Origin of the sequence: Luteimicrobium sp. DT211 (assembly GCF_049844995.1) — a bacterium.
GTDB lineage: Bacteria > Actinomycetota > Actinomycetes > Actinomycetales > Cellulomonadaceae > Luteimicrobium.
In genome coordinates this window covers 522,194-538,820 of record NZ_JBNCMC010000003.1, presented here as the reverse complement: position 1 = coordinate 538,820, position 16,627 = coordinate 522,194, and the positions used below count along the sequence as shown (strand labels likewise).

At 76.4% G+C, this 16,627-nt stretch carries 13 protein-coding genes; 7 read left to right on the top strand and 6 right to left on the bottom strand.

The window, feature by feature from the left end:
• Positions 1-25: 25 nt before the first annotated feature.
• Complete coding sequence (locus tag ACLQ14_RS10025) at positions 26-1,018, bottom strand: general stress protein (protein WP_425812479.1); 993 nt, start codon at positions 1,016-1,018, stop codon at positions 26-28.
• 78 nt (positions 1,019-1,096) lie between these two features.
• Positions 1,097-2,113, bottom strand: a complete 1,017-nt coding sequence (locus ACLQ14_RS10020) for an ROK family protein (RefSeq protein ID WP_425812477.1) — start codon at positions 2,111-2,113, stop codon at positions 1,097-1,099.
• 104 nt (positions 2,114-2,217) lie between these two features.
• On the opposite strand from ACLQ14_RS10020, the gene ACLQ14_RS10015 reads away from it, so the two are divergent.
• From ACLQ14_RS10015 to galK, 6 genes are all read left to right on the top strand, one after another.
• On the top strand, positions 2,218-3,555 hold the full coding sequence (locus ACLQ14_RS10015; RefSeq protein ID WP_425812475.1) for a magnesium transporter MgtE N-terminal domain-containing protein: 1,338 nt from the start codon (positions 2,218-2,220) through the stop codon (positions 3,553-3,555).
• A complete protein-coding gene (locus ACLQ14_RS10010) occupies positions 3,548-4,078 on the top strand; it encodes a DUF1003 domain-containing protein (RefSeq protein ID WP_425812473.1) in 531 nt (176 codons plus the stop codon). The genes ACLQ14_RS10015 and ACLQ14_RS10010 overlap by 8 nt, the downstream gene beginning before the upstream one ends.
• A gap of 139 nt (positions 4,079-4,217) precedes the next feature.
• Positions 4,218-5,372 (top strand): P-loop NTPase, encoded by a 1,155-nt coding sequence (locus ACLQ14_RS10005; protein WP_425812471.1) that lies wholly within the window; start codon positions 4,218-4,220, stop codon positions 5,370-5,372.
• Between the two features lie 49 nt (positions 5,373-5,421).
• Positions 5,422-6,213, top strand: a complete 792-nt coding sequence (locus ACLQ14_RS10000) for a DeoR/GlpR family DNA-binding transcription regulator (protein WP_425812469.1) — start codon at positions 5,422-5,424, stop codon at positions 6,211-6,213.
• On the top strand, positions 6,210-7,445 hold the full coding sequence (galT, locus tag ACLQ14_RS09995) for a galactose-1-phosphate uridylyltransferase (protein ID WP_425812467.1): 1,236 nt from the start codon (positions 6,210-6,212) through the stop codon (positions 7,443-7,445). The genes ACLQ14_RS10000 and galT overlap by 4 nt, the downstream gene beginning before the upstream one ends.
• Positions 7,442-8,713: a galactokinase gene (gene galK, locus ACLQ14_RS09990; RefSeq protein WP_425812465.1), complete on the top strand. Its 1,272-nt coding sequence runs from the start codon at positions 7,442-7,444 to the stop codon at positions 8,711-8,713. The genes galT and galK overlap by 4 nt, the downstream gene beginning before the upstream one ends.
• A gap of 61 nt (positions 8,714-8,774) precedes the next feature.
• Here galK and ACLQ14_RS09985 read toward each other — a convergent pair whose 3' ends face one another.
• Entirely contained in the window at positions 8,775-9,383 is a 609-nt protein-coding gene (locus ACLQ14_RS09985) for a helix-turn-helix domain-containing protein (RefSeq protein ID WP_425812463.1), read from the bottom strand.
• A gap of 53 nt (positions 9,384-9,436) precedes the next feature.
• Between ACLQ14_RS09985 and ACLQ14_RS09980 the strand changes: the two genes are divergently transcribed.
• The gene (locus ACLQ14_RS09980; protein ID WP_425812461.1) at positions 9,437-10,729 is read left to right on the top strand and encodes an MFS transporter; all 1,293 of its coding nucleotides are present in this window, start codon (positions 9,437-9,439) and stop codon (positions 10,727-10,729) included.
• On the opposite strand, the gene ACLQ14_RS09975 is transcribed toward ACLQ14_RS09980, so the two are convergent.
• From ACLQ14_RS09975 to ACLQ14_RS09965, 3 genes are all read right to left on the bottom strand, one after another.
• Positions 10,717-11,538: an exodeoxyribonuclease III gene (locus tag ACLQ14_RS09975; protein WP_425812459.1), complete on the bottom strand. Its 822-nt coding sequence runs from the start codon at positions 11,536-11,538 to the stop codon at positions 10,717-10,719. The two genes, ACLQ14_RS09980 and ACLQ14_RS09975, sit on opposite strands and share 13 nt — an antisense overlap.
• 70 nt (positions 11,539-11,608) lie before the next feature.
• Positions 11,609-14,548 (bottom strand): hypothetical protein, encoded by a 2,940-nt coding sequence (locus ACLQ14_RS09970; RefSeq protein WP_425812457.1) that lies wholly within the window; start codon positions 14,546-14,548, stop codon positions 11,609-11,611.
• 59 nt (positions 14,549-14,607) lie between these two features.
• A complete protein-coding gene (locus ACLQ14_RS09965) occupies positions 14,608-16,488 on the bottom strand; it encodes an HSP90 family protein (RefSeq protein ID WP_425812455.1) in 1,881 nt (626 codons plus the stop codon).
• Between the last annotated feature and the right edge of the window lie 139 nt (positions 16,489-16,627).

Here is a 16,627-nt window from a genome sequence, read left to right as displayed (position 1 = left end):
CTCGCGACGTAGTCCGGCCGCCGTACTACTTCGCGGCGTCGTCCGGGCCCGACGACGTTCCCTCCGGACGCTCCGCGCTCCCCTCCGCGGGGGGCTCGGCGGGAGTCGTGGGCTGGTCCTGCGGGGTCGCGCCGTCGGGCGCCGCGGGGCTCGCCGGCTCGGCCGCGGCGGGCTGGGCCGGGGCGATCGGCTGCTGGGGCGCGCTCGGCTCCTGGGACGCGGCAGGCTGCTGGGGCGCGGCCTGCTGCTGGGGCGGCGTCGCGGGCGTCGGCTGCTGCGGAGCCGGGGACGGGGTCGGGGTCGGGGCGGCCGGCGGGGCCGCGTCCCCGAGCCGGCGGCCGTAGCGCGGCTCACCGGTCGGCGTCTGGAACCGAGACGGCACCGGCGTCGACGCGACGGGTGCCGCGGGCGCCTGCTGCCCGGGCTGTGCCGTACCCGGGCCGGCGGGCGGCACGGTCCAGCCCGAGGCGCCCGGCGTCGGGGGCTGCGCGGGGCGCGGCGCGGCCGGGCCGGCGGGGCGTGCGGCGCCCGCCTGCCCGAGCCCGAGCTCGGACAGGACCTGCCGGGCCTCGCCCGCACGCTCGGCGACGCACAGGATCGCGTACGACGTGGCGACGATCTGCGACTGCGACGTGAAGTCCCGCTGGTTGCCGGTGAGCGCGTAGGAGATCAGCCCGAACAGCACCCCGAAAGCAGCGCCGATGCCGATGGCCGCCACGATCGTCGCCGCGGGGTTGCCGCCGCCGAACAGCGACAGCAGCAGCCCCACGAACAGCCCGAACCACGCGCCCGACGCGAGACCGGCGATCGCGACCCGCGAGTAGGTCAGCCGCCCCGTGATGCGCTCGACGGCCTGCAGCCCCTCCCCGACGATCGTGACGTTCTCGACCGCGAAGTGCTTGTCCGACAGGAAGTCGACGGCCTTCTGCGCCTCGAGGTAGGTGGGGTAGCGGGCGATCTCGACGCCCGTCGGCGGGGTCGGGACGCGGGGCACGGCGTTCGCGCGCGGCATGGACATGCCACCCAGTCTGTCCCAGATCGGCCGTGATTGCCGAGGCCTGTGCCCCGCCGCGCGGGCGATTCCGCGCCGGGCACGTCACACGCGCGCCCCGAGGTCGCTCGGGACCGGCCGGCCGGACGCCTCCCAGGCGAGCAGCGCCGCCCCGAACGTGCCCGCCTCGGCGCCCAGCCGGGCGGCCCGCAGCTCGGGCGCCGGGTGCACGGACAGGCGCGCGCGGACAGCGTCGCCGAGCGGCACGAGCAGAGCGTCGCCCGCCTTGACGAGGCCGCCGCCGACCACGACGGTGCGCAGCCCGAGCGTCCGGACGAGGCCGGAGACGAGGTCCGCGAGCCCCTCGACGCCGCGCTGCCAGGCGCCCGTCGCGACGTCGTCGCCCGCCTGGGCGCGCTCGAGGACCTCGCGCGCGCCGTCGACCATGACGCCGGAGCGCGCGGCGTACTGCCGGGCGATCCCGGCGGCGGACGCGTACGTCTCGACGCAGCCGCGCCCGCCGCAGGCGCAGAGGTCGCCGGCGGTCGCGCCGCCGTGACCGATCTCACCGGCCCAGCCGCCGCCCGGGTACACCCGGCCGTCGAGCACGAGGGCCGCCGCGATCCCCGTGCCGACCGACAGGAACGCGTGGTCGCCCGCGCCCCGGCCGGCGCCGAGCCGCCACTCCGCGAGCCCCGCGGCCCGCGCGTCGTGCCCGAACCCGACCGGGACGCCGGTGGCGTCCTCGACGAGCGCGCGCAGCGGCAGCCCGCGCCAGCCCAGGTTCTCGGCGCGCAGGACGACGCCCGACACGTCGTCGACCACGCCTGGCGTCACGACGCCGACCGCGGCGACGTGCTGCCCGCCCGGCACGGCGGCCCACAGGTTGCGGACGACGCCGAGGACCGCAGCCGTCGCGCCGTCGGGGTCGGTCGGGCCTCCGCCCGTGGGCGCCGACCGGCGGAGCACGACGCCGCCCGCGTCGACGACGGCGCCCTTGACGGTCGTGCCGCCGACGTCCAGCGCCAGGACGACGGGGACGCCCGGTCCGCGGGCGGCGCGGGGCGCCCCCGCGGGCGCCGGGACGCCGGTCGCAGGGACGTCGGGAGGGACGAAGGGCACGGTGGACCGTCCGGTGGTCGGCAGGGATGGGAGGGAGCGTGGGCTCGACGGCTCCCGGCGCTGCGAACCGGGCCCAGGGTAACGCGCAGCCCTAGGCTGGGGGCGTGAGCGCCGCCACCAGGGTCTACGTCGCACGGCTCGCCGGCACCGCCGTCTTCGACCCGGGCGGCGACCAGGTGGGCCGGGTCCGCGACATCGTCATCCTCCTGCGGGCCCAGCGCGCGCCCCGCGCGGTCGGGCTGGTCGTCGAGGTGCCGGGCCGGCGGCGCGTCTTCCTGCCGCTGACGCGGGTCACGAGCATCGACGCGGGGCAGGTCATCTCGACGGGGCTCGTGAACATGCGGCGGTTCGAGCAGCGTCCGCACGAGACCCTCGCGATCGGCGAGCTCCTCGACCGCCGCGTGCAGCTCGCGGACGGCTCGGGCGACGCGACGGTCGAGGACCTGTCGATCTCGCAGCAGCGCAGCGGCGACTGGGAGGTCGACAAGCTGTTCGTGCGGCGGGTCGCCACGCACAAGGGCCCCATCGGGATCCGCCGCCGGGGCGAGACGCAGGTGGTCGACGTCGACGCGGTCACGGGCCTCGCGGGCAGCGGCAGCGCGCAGGCGGCGACGCTCCTCCTCGCCGCCTACGACGAGCTCAAGGCCGCGGACCTCGCCGACGTCCTGCACGACATGGGGGGCACGCGCCGGCTCGAGGTCGCGACCGCACTGGACAACGAGCGCCTCGCCGACGTCCTCGAGGAGCTGCCCGAGGACGACCAGGTCGCCATCCTCCAGGGCCTGGAGACCGAACGGGCCGCCGACGTCCTCGAGGCCATGCAGCCCGACGACGCCGCGGACCTGCTGGGCGAGCTCCCCGACGACCAGGCCGCCCGGCTCCTCGAGCTCATGGAGCCCGACGAGGCGAAGGACGTCCGGCGCCTCCTCGCCTACGAGGACGACACGGCCGGCGGCCTCATGACGACCGAGCCCGTGATCCTGGGCCCGGAGACGCCCATCGCCCACGCGCTCGCGCACGTGCGGCGCAAGGACCTGCAGCCCGCGCTGGCGTCGATGGTCTTCGTGGTGCGCTCGCCCGTCGAGACCCCGACGGGCCGGTTCCTCGGCGTCGTGCACTTCCAGGCGATGCTGCGCGAGCCGCCGCACCAGTCCATCGGCTCGATCCTCGACACGGACATCGAGCCCGTCGGGCCGGACGCGTCGCTCGCCCGCGTGACCCGCGTGCTCGCCACCTACAACCTCCTCGCGGTGCCCGTCGTCGACCCGGAGCGCCGCCTGGTGGGCGCGGTCAGCGTCGACGACGTCCTCGACCACATGCTCCCCGAGGACTGGCGCGAGACCGACGACGACGACGACCCGACCTTGCTCGGCCCGGTCGCCGCGGTGCCGCCGCGCACCATCGCCCCGGGCGCCCCCGCGCGGGAGGTGCGCCGTGGCTGAGCGCCCCCGCCTCGACCTGCCCAAGGAGCAGCGGCGCGGGCTGCTGCCCCGCATCGAGGTCGAGGACGACGCCGTCGGGCGGATCAGCGAAGGCATCGCCCGGTTCCTGGGCACGCCCCGCTTCATCGTCTACCTCACCGTGTTCTGCATCGTCTGGCTCGTGTGGAACTCCTGGGGCCCGGCGACGCTGCGCTTCGACTCGGCATCCAACGGCTTCACGGCGCTCACCCTCGTGCTCTCGCTGCAGGCGTCGTACGCGGCGCCGCTCATCCTGCTCGCGCAGAACCGCCAGACCGACCGCGACCGCGTCACCTCCGAGCAGGACCGTCAGCAGGCCGCCCGCAACCTCGCCGACACCGAGTACCTGGCCCGCGAGATGGCCGCGCTCAGGCTGGCGCTCGGCGAGACCGCGACCCGCGACTTCGTCCGCGGCGAGCTGCGCAACCTCCTCGAGGAGCTGTCGGCCCGGGACGAGCCCGACGACGACGCTCGCGCGAGGGGCGGCGGCACGAGCCCGGCCTAGCGCCGCCGAGCATGCGCGCGGCCGCATGGTCGAGCTCGAACAGGCGAGCACACGCATGGTCGAGCTTCCAACGCTGGCCGCTTCGTCAGTCTCGTCACGAGCCTCCGTGCGGCCACGCGGCGCTCCGTACGATGGACTCGTGCCCGACTCCGCTCCCCCGCTCGCCCAAGCCGTCCGCGCCGCCCTGCGCGCGGTCATCGACCCCGAGATCCGACGCCCGATCGTGGACCTGGGCATGGTGCGCTCGGTCGAGGTGCTCCCGGGCGAGGCCCCGGGCGGCGGGGCGCGCGCCGTCGTCGGCGTGGACCTGACGACGCCGGCCTGCCCGATGCGCGGCACGCTGGTCCGCGACGTCACGGCCGCGGCCCTCGCGGTCGACGGTGTGGGCGACGTGAGCGTCGAGCTCGGCGCGATGGACGCCGAACAGCGCCAGTCGCTGCGCGCCCAGCTCCGGGGCGGGGACGGCACCGCCCGGATCCCGTTCTCCCAGCCGGGCTCCCTGACCAAGGTGTTCGCGGTCGCGTCGGGCAAGGGCGGGGTCGGCAAGTCGTCGGTCACGGCGAACCTCGCCGCCGCGATGGCCGCGGACGGCCTGCGGGTGGGCATCCTCGACGCCGACATCCACGGCTTCTCGATCCCCCGGATGCTGGGGGTCACGTCGAAGCCGACGCGGGTCGACGACATGCTGCTGCCACCGATCGCGCACGAGGTCAAGGTCGTGTCGATCGGGATGTTCGCCCCTGCCGGCAAGGCCGTCGTGTGGCGGGGACCGATGCTGCACCGGGCGGTCGAGCAGTTCCTTTCCGACGTGTTCTGGGGCGACCTCGACGTGCTGCTCCTCGACCTGCCGCCCGGGACAGGAGATGTGGCGATCTCCGTGGCCCAGCTCCTCCCGGGCTCGCAGATCGTCGTCGTCACGACGCCGCAGCTCGCCGCCGCGGAGGTCGCCGAGCGCGCGGGGCTCGTGGCGGCACAGACCGAGCAGGACGTCGTCGGCGTCGTCGAGAACATGGCGTGGCTCGACCAGCCGGACGGGTCGCGGCTCGAGCTGTTCGGCTCGGGCGGCGGGGACGCCGTGGCCGCCGGGCTCACGGAGGCGCTCGGGCACGACGTGCCCGTGCTCGGCCGCGTCCCCCTCGACGTCCGGCTGCGCGAGGGCGGCGACGGCGGGGTGCCCGTCGTCGTGGCGGAGCCCGACTCCCCCGCGGCCGTCGCGCTGCGGGAGGTCGCCCGGTCCCTCGCGGCCCGCCCGCGCGGGCTCGCGGGCCGCTCCTTGGGGCTGTCGCCCGTCTGACCGAACGCGCCATGTTGTGTTCTGTGCGGTCATGTTGGAAACTGTGGGCATGCTTGCGACAGTTCGACAGGACCGCATCCTCGCCGCGCTCGGCGCGCGCGGGTCCGTGCGGATCACCGACCTCGCCTCCGAGCTCGACGTCTCCGACATGACGGTCCGCCGCGACCTGTCGGAGCTCGCGGGCCGGGGCCTCCTCCGTAAGGTCCACGGCGGCGCCGTGGCCGCCGACCAGCACCCTGCGTCGTACGAGCCGGGCTTCCAGGCCAAGGCCGACCGCGAGGGCGCGGAGAAGGAGGCCATCGCCCGGGCCGCGGCGGAGCTCGTCCAGCCCGGCTCGGCCGTGGCGCTGTCCGCGGGCACCACCACCCACGCCCTCGCCCGCGTGCTCGCCGGCTCACCGCTGCTGCGCCCGCTCACCGTCGTCACCAACTCCCTCCCCGTGGCCGACACCCTGTTCCGGACGGGCGACACGGCGATCACGACCGTGCTCCTCGGCGGCGAGCGCACGCCGTCGGACGCGCTCGTCGGCCCGCTCGCCGAGGCCGCGCTCGCGACCCTGCGCGTCGACGTCGCGTTCCTCGGGGCGCATGGCGTGAGCCAGTCCGCGGGCCTGACCACCCCGAACCTCGCCGAGTCCGCGACCGACCGCGCGCTCGTCGCGAGCGCCGCGCAGGTCGTCGTCCTCGCCGACCACACCAAGTGGCGCGCGACCGGGCTCTCGCGCTGGGCCGAGCTCGACGACGTCGACGTCCTCGTCACCGACGACGGCCTGCCCGGGGCCGACCAGGCGGAGGCCCGCGAGCTCGTCGGGCGGCTCGTCGTCGCGGAGGTGGGCAAGTGAGCGCCCCGACGACGACCGGCACGTCCGGCGCCGCCGGCGCGACCCGGGGCGAGCGCACCCCCACGCGCCTGGCCGACGGGCGCGAGCTCGTCTACTTCGACGACGCGCCGCTGCCCGGCGAGCCGGCCCGCGCGCCGCACGCCCTGCACGACCCGCGCCCGCTCCCCGACCGGTTCGCGCCCGTCGCCGGCAAGCCGTTCGAGGGCCCCCGGATGCGCCACGACCCCCTCACGGGCGACTGGGTGCCGATGGCCACGCACCGCATGAACCGCACGCTCCTCCCACCCGACGACGCGTGCCCCCTGTGCCCCCGGCGTCCGGGCGCCGACTACACCGACGGCGAGGTGCCCGACACCGCGTACGACGTCGTGGTGTTCGAGAACCGCTTCCCGTCCCTGCTGAGCGTGCCCGGCGAGACCCACGGGGCCGACGCCGTGGCCGACGCGACGCCGGACGGGCTGCCCGGCGGGCTCTGGCTCGACGCGCCTGCCGCGGGGCGCTGCGAGGTGGTGTGCTTCTCGAGCGACCACGACGCGTCGCTGGTCTCGCTCGGAGAGCGCCGTCTGCGGACCATCGTCGACGCGTGGGCGGACCGCACCGCGGCGCTCGGTGCGCTCCCGACGACGCGCGAGGTCTTCGTCTTCGAGAACCACGGGCGGGAGATCGGCGTGACGCTCACCCACCCCCACGGCCAGGTCTACGCGTACCCGTACCTCACGCCGCGCACCGAGCGGCTGCTCACGCAGGCGGCGGCGCACCACGAGGCGACCGGACGGTCGCTGCTGCGCGACGTCCTGGACGCCGAGCTCACCGACGGACGCCGCGTCGTCCTCGAGACGGAGCACTGGGTCGCCTACGTGCCCTTCGCCGCGCGATGGCCCGTCGAGGTGCACCTGGCGCCACGCCGCGACGTCCTCGACCTGCCCGGGCTGACCGACGACGAGCGCGACGACTTCGCGGCCGCCTACCTGCGGCTGCTCGCCGCGCTCGACCAGTTCTTCGTGACCGCCGACGGCGGCGCGGTCCCCCTGCCCTACATCGCCGGCTGGTCGCAGGCCCCCGCCCGCGACCCGCGACGCGAGCTGAGCCGCCTGCGCCTCGAGGTGTTCTCGGTGCTGCGCGGGCCCGGCAAGCTGAAGTACCTGGCCGGGTCGGAGTCGGGCGCGGGCGCCTGGATCTCCGACACGACGCCCGAACGCATCGCCGACCGCCTCAAGGAGATCCTCGCGTGAACCAGCAGCGCACCGCCCCGACCGAAGCTCCGCCGTCGTGGGCGACGGCCTGGACCCCCGCCGAGGGGGCCGCCCGGGCCCGCGCCCTGTTCCGCGAGCGGCTGGGGCACGAGCCCGACGGCGTGTGGTCGGCTCCCGGGCGGGTCAACCTCATCGGCGAGCACACCGACTACAACGGCGGCCTGTGCCTGCCGACCGCGCTCCCCCACCGCACGTACGTCGCACTCTCCGTGCGCGACGACGACCGCGTGCTTCTCACGTCGGCGCAGGCCGACGGGGGCGCGGTCTGGGAGGGGCGGACCGACCGCCTCGGGCCGGGCGACGTGCGCGGCTTCCCCGCGTACACGGGCGGCGTCGCGTGGGCGCTGGACCACGACGGCGTCCTCGCGGGCGTGCCCGGGTTCGAGGCGGCGGTGGACGCGTGCGTGCCCTTCGGTGCCGGGCTGTCGTCGTCGGCGTCGCTGAGCACGGCGGTCGCCGTCGCCCTCGACGAGGACGCCGGCGAGGCGGTCTCCGAGACCGACGCCGGGCGGGTCCGGCTCGTCGACGCGTGCGTCCGCGCGGAGAACGACGTCGCCGGGGCACCCACGGGTGGGCTCGACCAGTCGGCGGCGCTGCGCTCCGCCGAGGGGCACGCGCTGCTGCTGGACTTCCGGCCGGGGCTCTCCCCTGCCCAGAGCGCGCGCCGGGTGCCGTTCGACCTCGCGGCCGCGGGCCTCGAGCTGCTCGTGATCGACACCCGCGCACCGCACGAGCTCGCCGACGGCCAGTACGCGCAGCGGCGCGCCACCTGCGAGGCTTCGGCCCGGACGCTCGGGGTCGCGACGCTGCGCGACGTCGACCCCGCCGGCCTCGAGGCCGCGCTGGACACCCTGCCCGACGACGTCTCGCGGCGCCGGGTGCGGCACGTCGTCACCGAGGTGGCGCGCGTCGAGCAGTTCGTCGCGCTGCTGGAGTCCCCCGAGGGCCTCGCGGCACACGCGTCCGAGCTGGGCGACCTGTTCGTCGCCTCGCACCGGTCGCTCCGCGACGACTACGAGGTCTCGTGCCCCGAGCTCGACGTCGCGGTCGACAGTGCCCTCGCCGCCGGCGCGCTCGGCGCTCGCATGACGGGCGGCGGGTTCGGCGGCTCGGCGATCGCGATCGTCCCGGCCGGCACCGAGCAGGACGTGGCGCGCGCCGTCGTGCGGGCGTTCGCGGAGCGCGGCTTCGCGGAGCCGCAGTTCCTCACCGCCGAGCCGTCGGGCCCGGCGCACCGCGAGCCCTGACCCGCGGATCCGCAGCTGTCAGAACCTGGTGAGGCCCGAGACCCACCAGGTTCTGACACGTCTACGCCGTGGGCGGCGTGTCAGAAGCGCGTGAGCCTCGAGGCTCGCCGGGTTCTGACACGTCGCGGGCACGACGGCGCTGCGCGTCCTCGTAGAACGCGTAGAAGACGGCGTAGGGCTCGCCCGCGGGATCGGGCTCCCGGTCGGCGAACTCCTGGAACAGCGCGACGACGCGCTCGGTCAGCTCGTTCCGCCCCGCCTCGTCGAGCCGCAGGCCCAGGCGGACGAGCTCGGTGGTCTCCGGCGGGGCCTCCGCGACCTCCTCGACGAACGCCTCGACGAGCACCGGCGCCTGCGACGGCGTCATGGGCGTGAGCCAGGACCGGCCCGTCGCGAGGTACGGCACCTCCCGCGACCCGCGGGGCCCGTCGCGCTCGGGCAGCGCCGCGAGGAAGCCCCGCGCGACCAGCGTCCGCACGTGGTGGAGCACGCTGCCGGGGTTCCGGCCGAGGGCGTGCGCGATCTCCTTGTTGGTGTGCGGCTCGTCGAGGCAGAGCCGGAGGATCCGCAGGCGCAGGGCTGAGGCGAGGGCCCGCGCGTCGGCGTCGGGGTCCGGCTCGGGCTCCGGTGCGGGGCCGAGCCCGAGCGCCCTCCACGTCGCGGTCGTCATGCCACCTATCTTACCGATTGACTTTTCCCAATCGGTCCGGTCACGATGGGACGGTGACCGCCGAAGCCCCCGCCCGACGCCGGTCCCTCGCCCGGGACCACGACTTCCGCGCGCTCTGGGCGGGCGACGCGTTCGGGCAGCTCGGCGCGCAGCTGGCCATGCTCGCGATCCCCGTGCTCGCCGTGAACACCCTCGCCGCGACCGCCTGGGAGATGGGCGCGCTGACTGCCGCCGAGTCCGCGGCGTTCCTGCTCATCGGGCTCCCGGCCGGCGCGTGGGTCGACCGGCTGCGCAAGCGCCGCGTCCTCATCGGCGCCGACCTCGTCCGGGCGACCGTGCTCGCCGCCGTCGTCGCGTGCGCCCTGACGGACACGCTCACCATGCCGATCCTCTACGCGGCCGCGCTGGTGATGAGCTGCGCGACGGTGTTCTTCGACGTCGCGCACCAGAGCTACGTGCCCTCGCTCGTCGGGCTGGACCACGTGGTGGAGGGCAACGCCAAGCTCCAGGCCACCGCGTCGGTGGCGCAGGTCGCGGGGCCCGCGCTCGGCGGGCAGCTGCTGCGGTTCGTCTCGGCCGGCGCCGTGGTGGGGGTCAACGTCGTGACCTACCTGCTGTCGATCGTCTTCGTCTCGCGGATCCGCGCCGTCGAGGAGCTGCCGCCGCGCGAGGACCGCAAGCCGATCCTGCACGAGATCCGGGAGGGCCTCGCGTTCGTCCTCCACCAGCCGCTGCTCGTCCGGATGGTCGCCTGCACCTCGATCGGCAACCTCGGCTGGTCCGTGATCAGCGCGCTCGAGACGCTGTTCGTCCTGCGGGTGCTGGGGCTGAGCCCCGCGGCGCTCGGGACCGCGCTGTCCGCCGCGTCCGTGGGCGGGCTGCTCGGCGCGCTCGTCGGCGAGCGGGCCGCACGCCTCGTGGGCGAGGCCCGGCTGATCCCCGTCTCGGCCCTGGCGATGGTCGCGCCCGGGGTGCTCGTGCCCCTCGCGGGCGTGCTGCCGTGGCCCCCCATGATCAGCCTCGTCGTCGGGCTCGGGCTCACGTTCTTCTCGATGGTCGTCTACAACATCGCGACCGTGAGCTTCCGTCAGCGCCTGTGCCCGCCGCGCCTGCTCGGACGGATGAACGCGTCCGTCCGGTTCATCGTGTGGGGCTCCATGCCGGTCGGCGGGCTCCTCGGCGGCTGGCTCGGCGCCTGGCTGGGCGTCGTGCCAGCCCTGTGGGTCGGCGTCGTGATCTCCGCCGCGTCGACGCTCCCCGTGGTCCTGTCGCCGCTGGTCACCATGACCACGCTCCCCCGCTACGAGGAGCAGCCCGTCGAGCAGGCCGCGCCTCAGACGTCGTAGGTCGCGACCACCGGCGCGTGGTCGGAGAAGCGCGCCTCGTAGGACTCCGCGCGGTCCACGTCCACGGACTTCGCCCGCGCGGCGAGCGCGGGGGTCGTGAGCTGGTAGTCGATCCGCCAGCCGGAGTCGTTGACGAACGCCTGCCCGCGCCACGACCACCAGGTGTACGGGCCCTCGACGTCGCCGGCGAAGCGGCGCCCGAGGTCGACCCACCCGAGCTCGTCGAACCAGCGGTCGAGGTACGCGCGCTCCTCGGGCAGGAAGCCCGCCGCCTTCCTGTTGCCGCGCCAGTTCTTCAGGTCGGCCTCGCGGTGGGCGATGTTGAGGTCCCCGGCGACCACCGCGAGCCCCTCCGGGTCGACGGCCAGCTCGCGCAGCCGAGCGGTGACCTTCTCCAGGTAGGCGTACTTCTCGTCCATCTTGGGCGTCCCGGCGGTTCCCGAGTGGAGGTACGCCGACACCGCGGTGAGGACGCCCGGGGCGCCCGGGACCTCGACGTCGACCTCGACCCAGCGGCCCGTGTCGACGGGCGGCTCGGCCGCGCCGTCCGGGTGCAGGTGCTCCAGCCCGACCCGCACGGCCGACACCGGGAGCCGGGACAGCACGGCGACGCCGGCGCGGCCCTTGAGGTCGCTCGCCTGGTGCGCGACGTGCCAGCCCTCGGGGAAGAACCCGTCGAGGATCTCGTCGGTCGCGCGAACCTCCTGCAGGAGCAGGACGTCCGGCGCGCGCACGGCGAGCCAGTCGAGCATGCCGCGCTTCACGGCGGCACGGATTCCGTTGACGTTGACGGTGGCGACGGTCAGCACCGGGACATCCTCCCCCACGCCCCTGACATCTCCCGCCGGCGCCGGTGGGCGGCGCCGACGCGTGGCGCGGTCAGCGGCGCGAGGAGACCGCCTCCGCCGCCGTCCGCTCCTCGGCCGCCTCCGCGGCGCGCCCGAGCCGCTCGAGGACGTCGGCGCGCTCGAGCCGCGTCACGGCCTCGCCGTCCGCCTCGCCCGCCCCAGCGAACTGGTCCGCCGCGGCCCGATAGACCGCGGCGGCCTCGTCCTCGCGGGTGGCCTCGAGGAGCGCCCGCGCCGCGAACAGCAGCGACCCCGCCCCGCTGCGGGCGTCGCCCACCTCCGCGAACAGGTCCGACGCCGCGAGCGCGGACGCCACGGCGTCGTCGAGGCGGTCGAGCACGACGAGCGACCGGGCTCGGGAGTCGGTCACGTCGGCGACCAGCCAGGAGGCCTCGTGCCGGCGTGCGAGCTCGAGCACCTCGTCGAGGTCGCGCAGGCCCGCCGGGTCGCCCGCGGCGCACCGCGCCCGGCCGAGCATGTGCAGGACGTCGACGAGCAGGCCGACCTGCTCGGTCTCGCGAGCCTGCTCCACCGCGGGTTCGAGCAGCTCGACGGCGTCGCGGGCGTACCCGGCCTGGAAGTGCAGGGTCCCGTTGGCGAGGCGCACCCGTGCGGCACCGGCCTCGGCGTCGTCCTCCTCGAAGAGGTCGACGGCGCGCGACCACGCGGACGCCGCAGCGCCCGGCTCGTCCGCGTCGCGCGACGCGTGCCCGAGCGCCTCGAGCGTCTCGGCGCGAGCGGCCGGGCGTGCACCCTCGGCCTCCTCCTGCTCCAGGACGGTCTGCAGCACCTCGACGGCCTCCGCGGACGCCCCGACGGCGGCGAGCTGGCGCCCGAGCGCGTACCGCGCCCCGATCGCGCGCGGGGACTCGGCGAGCTCGGCCTGCCGGACGGCGAGGCGGAGGCGGCTGACGGCCTCGTGCGGTCGCTCGAGGTCGGCGAGGATCGCGGCGCCGAGCATCGCCGCGTCGGTCGCGCGCTCGCGGGCGCCGAGCGCGAGGTCGAGCTCGAGGGCCTCGGTCGCGTCCGCGAGCGCCCGGTCGTAGCTCCCCGAGCCGGCGCGCAGGCGCGCGCGGAGGCGGTGGGCGTCGGCGAGCCGCGCGCGGTTGCCGCGGCTCGCGTGGAGCGAGGCGACGAGCTCGTCGAGGGCCGCGAGCGCCTGCTCGCCTCCCGACGGTCCGTTGAAGGCGCCCTCGGCCGCCCCCGCGGGCTCCGCAGGCCCGCCCTGCGCGAGCGAGAGCCCCAGGACGAACGTCGCGCCCTCCCAGAGCTCGTCGTAGCGCTCGGGCCCGCGCGGCGCCAGGAGCGCCGCGCGGCGCGCCGCCGCCACGATCCGCGGCCCGACGAGCGCCGGGTCGGCTCCCTCGTCGGCCGACCGACCGAGGAGGACCGCGAGGGTGAGCGACGTGTCGGCGGCCGCGGCGGGCTCCCCGGCCGCCTGCGCGGCGTCGACCTCCGCCCCGAGCCGGGCCGCGTCGTCGGGCCCGGCCGCACCGAAGAGTGCGAGGCCCAGTCGTTCCTCGAGGTCCGCCTGGTACTCCTGGCCGGACGCGCGCAGGGCGGCGATCCGGTCGGTCAGGACGAGCCGCGCGTCGTCGTGACGCTCCGCGCCCACGAGGATCCCGAGCCGCGTGCCGAGCAGCGCCGCGCGAGCCGGGTCGTCGGCGACCGCGAGGCCCCGGTCGACCGCCGCGAGCGCGCCGACCACGTCCCCGACGATCGCCCGCTCGCGGGCGCGCACGCCCCAGCCGCGCGCGTCCGCGGGGTCGGGGTCAGGGACCTCGACGGGCGCCGGCGCGGGGGCGTCGGTCTCGACCGGCACGTCGTACCGCTCGTCGCCGAGCGCCCGGAACCCGGCGAGCCGGCGGGCGAAGTGGTCGTTGCCGTTGCGGGCGTCGAACGCCTCCGCGATCCGGGCCGCCGCCTCCCAGGCGCCCGGCGCGAGGTCCGCGGCCGCCCAGCGGCCGTCGTGCTCGCCCACGAACGGCACGAGCTCGGCGCCGTCGGACCCGCGGACCGGGGCGTCCCCGTGGCCCGTCGCCGTGACGGCGTCGAGCAGCAGCGCCGCGGCGGCGAGCGCCTCGAAGTGCTCGAGCGCGTCGAGGCCGTCGTGGCCGAACCAGGGCAGGTGCCGCTCGAGCATCGACAGCCCGCGGGCCTCGTTGCCCGTGACCGCGCAGAACGTCAGGTGCCGGGCCACGATGCCGAGGTTGCCCGCGTTGCCGCGCGCGTCCCGGTAGCTGCGCAGGTGCGCGCCGCGGGCGTCGTCGAACCGGCCCGCCCGCAGCATCGGGACGAGCGCCTGCGACAGGGCGCGCTCGGGCTCCTCGCCGCAGGAGTAGCCCTCCGCGACCATCTCGTCGTACAGGCGCAGCGCCTCGTCCTCGCGCCCGACAGACGCGAGCCACTCCGCCGTCTCCGAGCGCACGCACGCGTCGCAGTGGCTGTACTCGTCGGTCGGCGTGGCCTGCAGCTCCGCGTACGCGGCCTCGGCCTCCTCGGCCCAACCGTTCGCGGAGGCGGCCCCGAACCGGGCCATCACGACGCCGCTGCGTCCCACGCCCGCGCGGTCGTACCGCTGCGCCATGTCGTCGAGGACGGCCCGGATCTGCTCCGCCGGGAACACGGGGTTGAGGGACAGCGCGCCCGACATCCACTTGTAGTGCCACAGCAGGTCCCCGCCGATCTCGGGGCCCGAGGTCGGGAAGCGCTCCGGGTCGCGGTCGTGCATCCCGACGCACCACGCGAACGACGACAGCACCGTGTCCGTGTCGCCCGTCATGTTCGCGGACGCCGTGAGCCGCATGCGGGCGCGGTACTCGCGCACCGCGTCCTCGCCCTCGACGGCGAGCGCGACGGCCTCGTCCAGGAGGGCTCGCTCGTGCGGCCCGAAGGGGGTCTGGTCGACCTCCTCGAGGAGGGCGTCGATCCGGCGTCCGGCGGCCTGGGCGTCGGGGGCGTGGGTGGTCATGGTGGGGGTCGTTCCTTCGGTTCGGCGGGTCGTTCGTGGGTCGGGCGCGCGGCGCCGGGCTAGCGGGCGGCGCTCAGCTGGACGAGGTCGGTGAGCGCGCCGGTGAGGAGCGCGCGGTCGTCGGGACGCAGCGGCCGGTGCCCCGCGAGCAACGCCTGCACGTAGAGAAGCTGGGCGGTCCGCGCGAGGACCGCGTCGTCGTCGGTCGCGGCCAGGGTCCGCACGAGCGGGCTGGACCAGTTGAGGCAGAGCCGCGGGCGCGCGGGGCCGGCAGGCGCGCCGCCCGGCGCGGCCTCCGACGCCTTGCCGAGGATGCCGGCCCACAGGCTCGGTGCGACCTGCCGCGCGGCGCCGCGGTCGACGGCCCGGAGCGCGTCGCGCCCGGCCAGGTAGAGCGCGGGGACGTCCGAGGGGTCGAACCGGCGCACGGCGACGTCGCACCCCACCGTGTCGAGCACGGTGCCCGCGCGGTCCTCGAGCCGCGCGACGGTGGCGCGGTCGTCGAGCGGGGGCACGTCGAGGGCGTCGAGCGCGTCCTCGACCGTGGCCCGCGCGATCGTCACGGCCTCGAAGACGTCGGGCAGCCGGCGGACCACGTCCGCGTCGTGGACGTAGCCGCCGTTGACGACGGGCCGGTCCGGCGCCGCGAGGGCGGCGACCTGCCGGAACTCGTCCACGGTCTCCGTGTAGCGCACGTGCGGGTACCGCGACACGAGCTCGTCGACCGTCAGCACCCCGACGGACGTCTCGAGCCGCAGCCACCGCAGGACGAAGGACGCGAGCTCGTCGTCGTGCACGACGAGCCCCTTGAGCGAGCGCTCGTGCACGGCCACGAACTCGGCGAGCCGACCGGGCCGGCGCAGCCCGAGCTCGAGCACCCAGCGTCGCACCGCGGCGCCGAGCTCTGCCCGCGTGAGCTCGAGGGCGTCGTCCTCGACGAGCGCCTCGCGCGAGGCCGTCGGCCGCAGGCCCGTGGTGTCCACGACCGCCCGGACGAAGAACGCCCAGTCCGGCAGCAGCCCGTCCCAGCGGTCGTCGAGGAGCATCCCGCCGAGGTGCACGACGCTCGCCTGCCGGGCCCCGGGCGGCGGCGCGAACGGCAGGACGTAGGCGGTGCCGCGCGTGCCCGTCGCCGGGACCGAGAGCTCGATCGCGTCGAACGGCTCCGCGCTGACGAGGTCGCGCCCGAAGGCCCGCACCTGCTCGGCCAGCGCCTCCCTGCGCTCACCGGTCGCGGCGAACACGGGCTCCTGCGTGACGGTCTCCCACGTCCCGTCGGGCCGCGCCACGCGCACCGGCACGTCGAGGAACCGCGCGTACGTGCGCGCGAGCCCCAGCACGCCGTCGTGGTCGAGGAGCGCGACGTCGTCGGGTCGTGCGGCGAGCCGGACCTCGGTGCCCACGGGGACCCGCGCGGCCTCGTCGCCGGTCAGCTCCCGCACGGAGAACGTGCCGTCCGCGCTCCCGACCCACTCGACGGGCGCGTCGCCACGGACCGACCGCGACCGCACGACGATCCGGTCCGTCACCATGAAGCAGCTCAGCAGCCCGATCCCGAACCGGCCCAGCAGCCCCTCGCGCGGCAGGTCGAGCAGGTCCCGCTTGGAGCTGCGCCCGACCGTCGCCAGGAGGTCGCCCACCTCGGCCGTCGTCAGCCCGGCGCCGTCGTCGACGACGCGCAGCACTCCGCCCGGGCCGTCCGCGGGATGGATCCGCACCTCCCAGGCCGGGTCGCGCCGGCGGTCCGGCTCCAGGTCCGCGCGGGCGCGGACGGCGTCGCGCGCGTTCTGGACGAGCTCGCGCAGGTACACGCGCGGCCCGGAGTAGAGGTGGCGGCCCAGGAGGTCCACGACCCCCCGCAGGTCGACCTGGAACGGGCGGGCAGCAGCGGGGTCGGGGAGCTCGGGCGCGCGTTCGGGGCCCCGGACGGTGTCGGTCATCGTCACCGATCGTGCCAGACGATCCCGACAGCTCCGACCCGCCGGGCACGGCCGCGGGGGGGGGGGGGGGGGGGGGGGGGGGCCCCCCCCCCCCCCCCCGGCGGGCCCCGGCGGGGCCCCCCCCGCCGGCGGGGGCCCG

Excerpts from the sequence above, each read along its gene's own strand:
- ACLQ14_RS10025 (WP_425812479.1), bottom strand. The coding sequence starts at position 1,018 with ATGTCCATGCCGCGCGCGAACGCCGTGCCCCGCGTCCCGACCCCGCCG.
- ACLQ14_RS10000 (WP_425812469.1), top strand. The coding sequence starts at position 5,422 with ATGCTTGCGACAGTTCGACAGGACCGCATCCTCGCCGCGCTCGGCGCG.
- ACLQ14_RS09985 (WP_425812463.1), bottom strand. The coding sequence starts at position 9,383 with ATGACGACCGCGACGTGGAGGGCGCTCGGGCTCGGCCCCGCACCGGAG.
- ACLQ14_RS09970 (WP_425812457.1), bottom strand. The coding sequence starts at position 14,548 with ATGACCACCCACGCCCCCGACGCCCAGGCCGCCGGACGCCGGATCGAC.
- ACLQ14_RS09965 (WP_425812455.1), bottom strand. The coding sequence starts at position 16,488 with ATGACCGACACCGTCCGGGGCCCCGAACGCGCGCCCGAGCTCCCCGAC.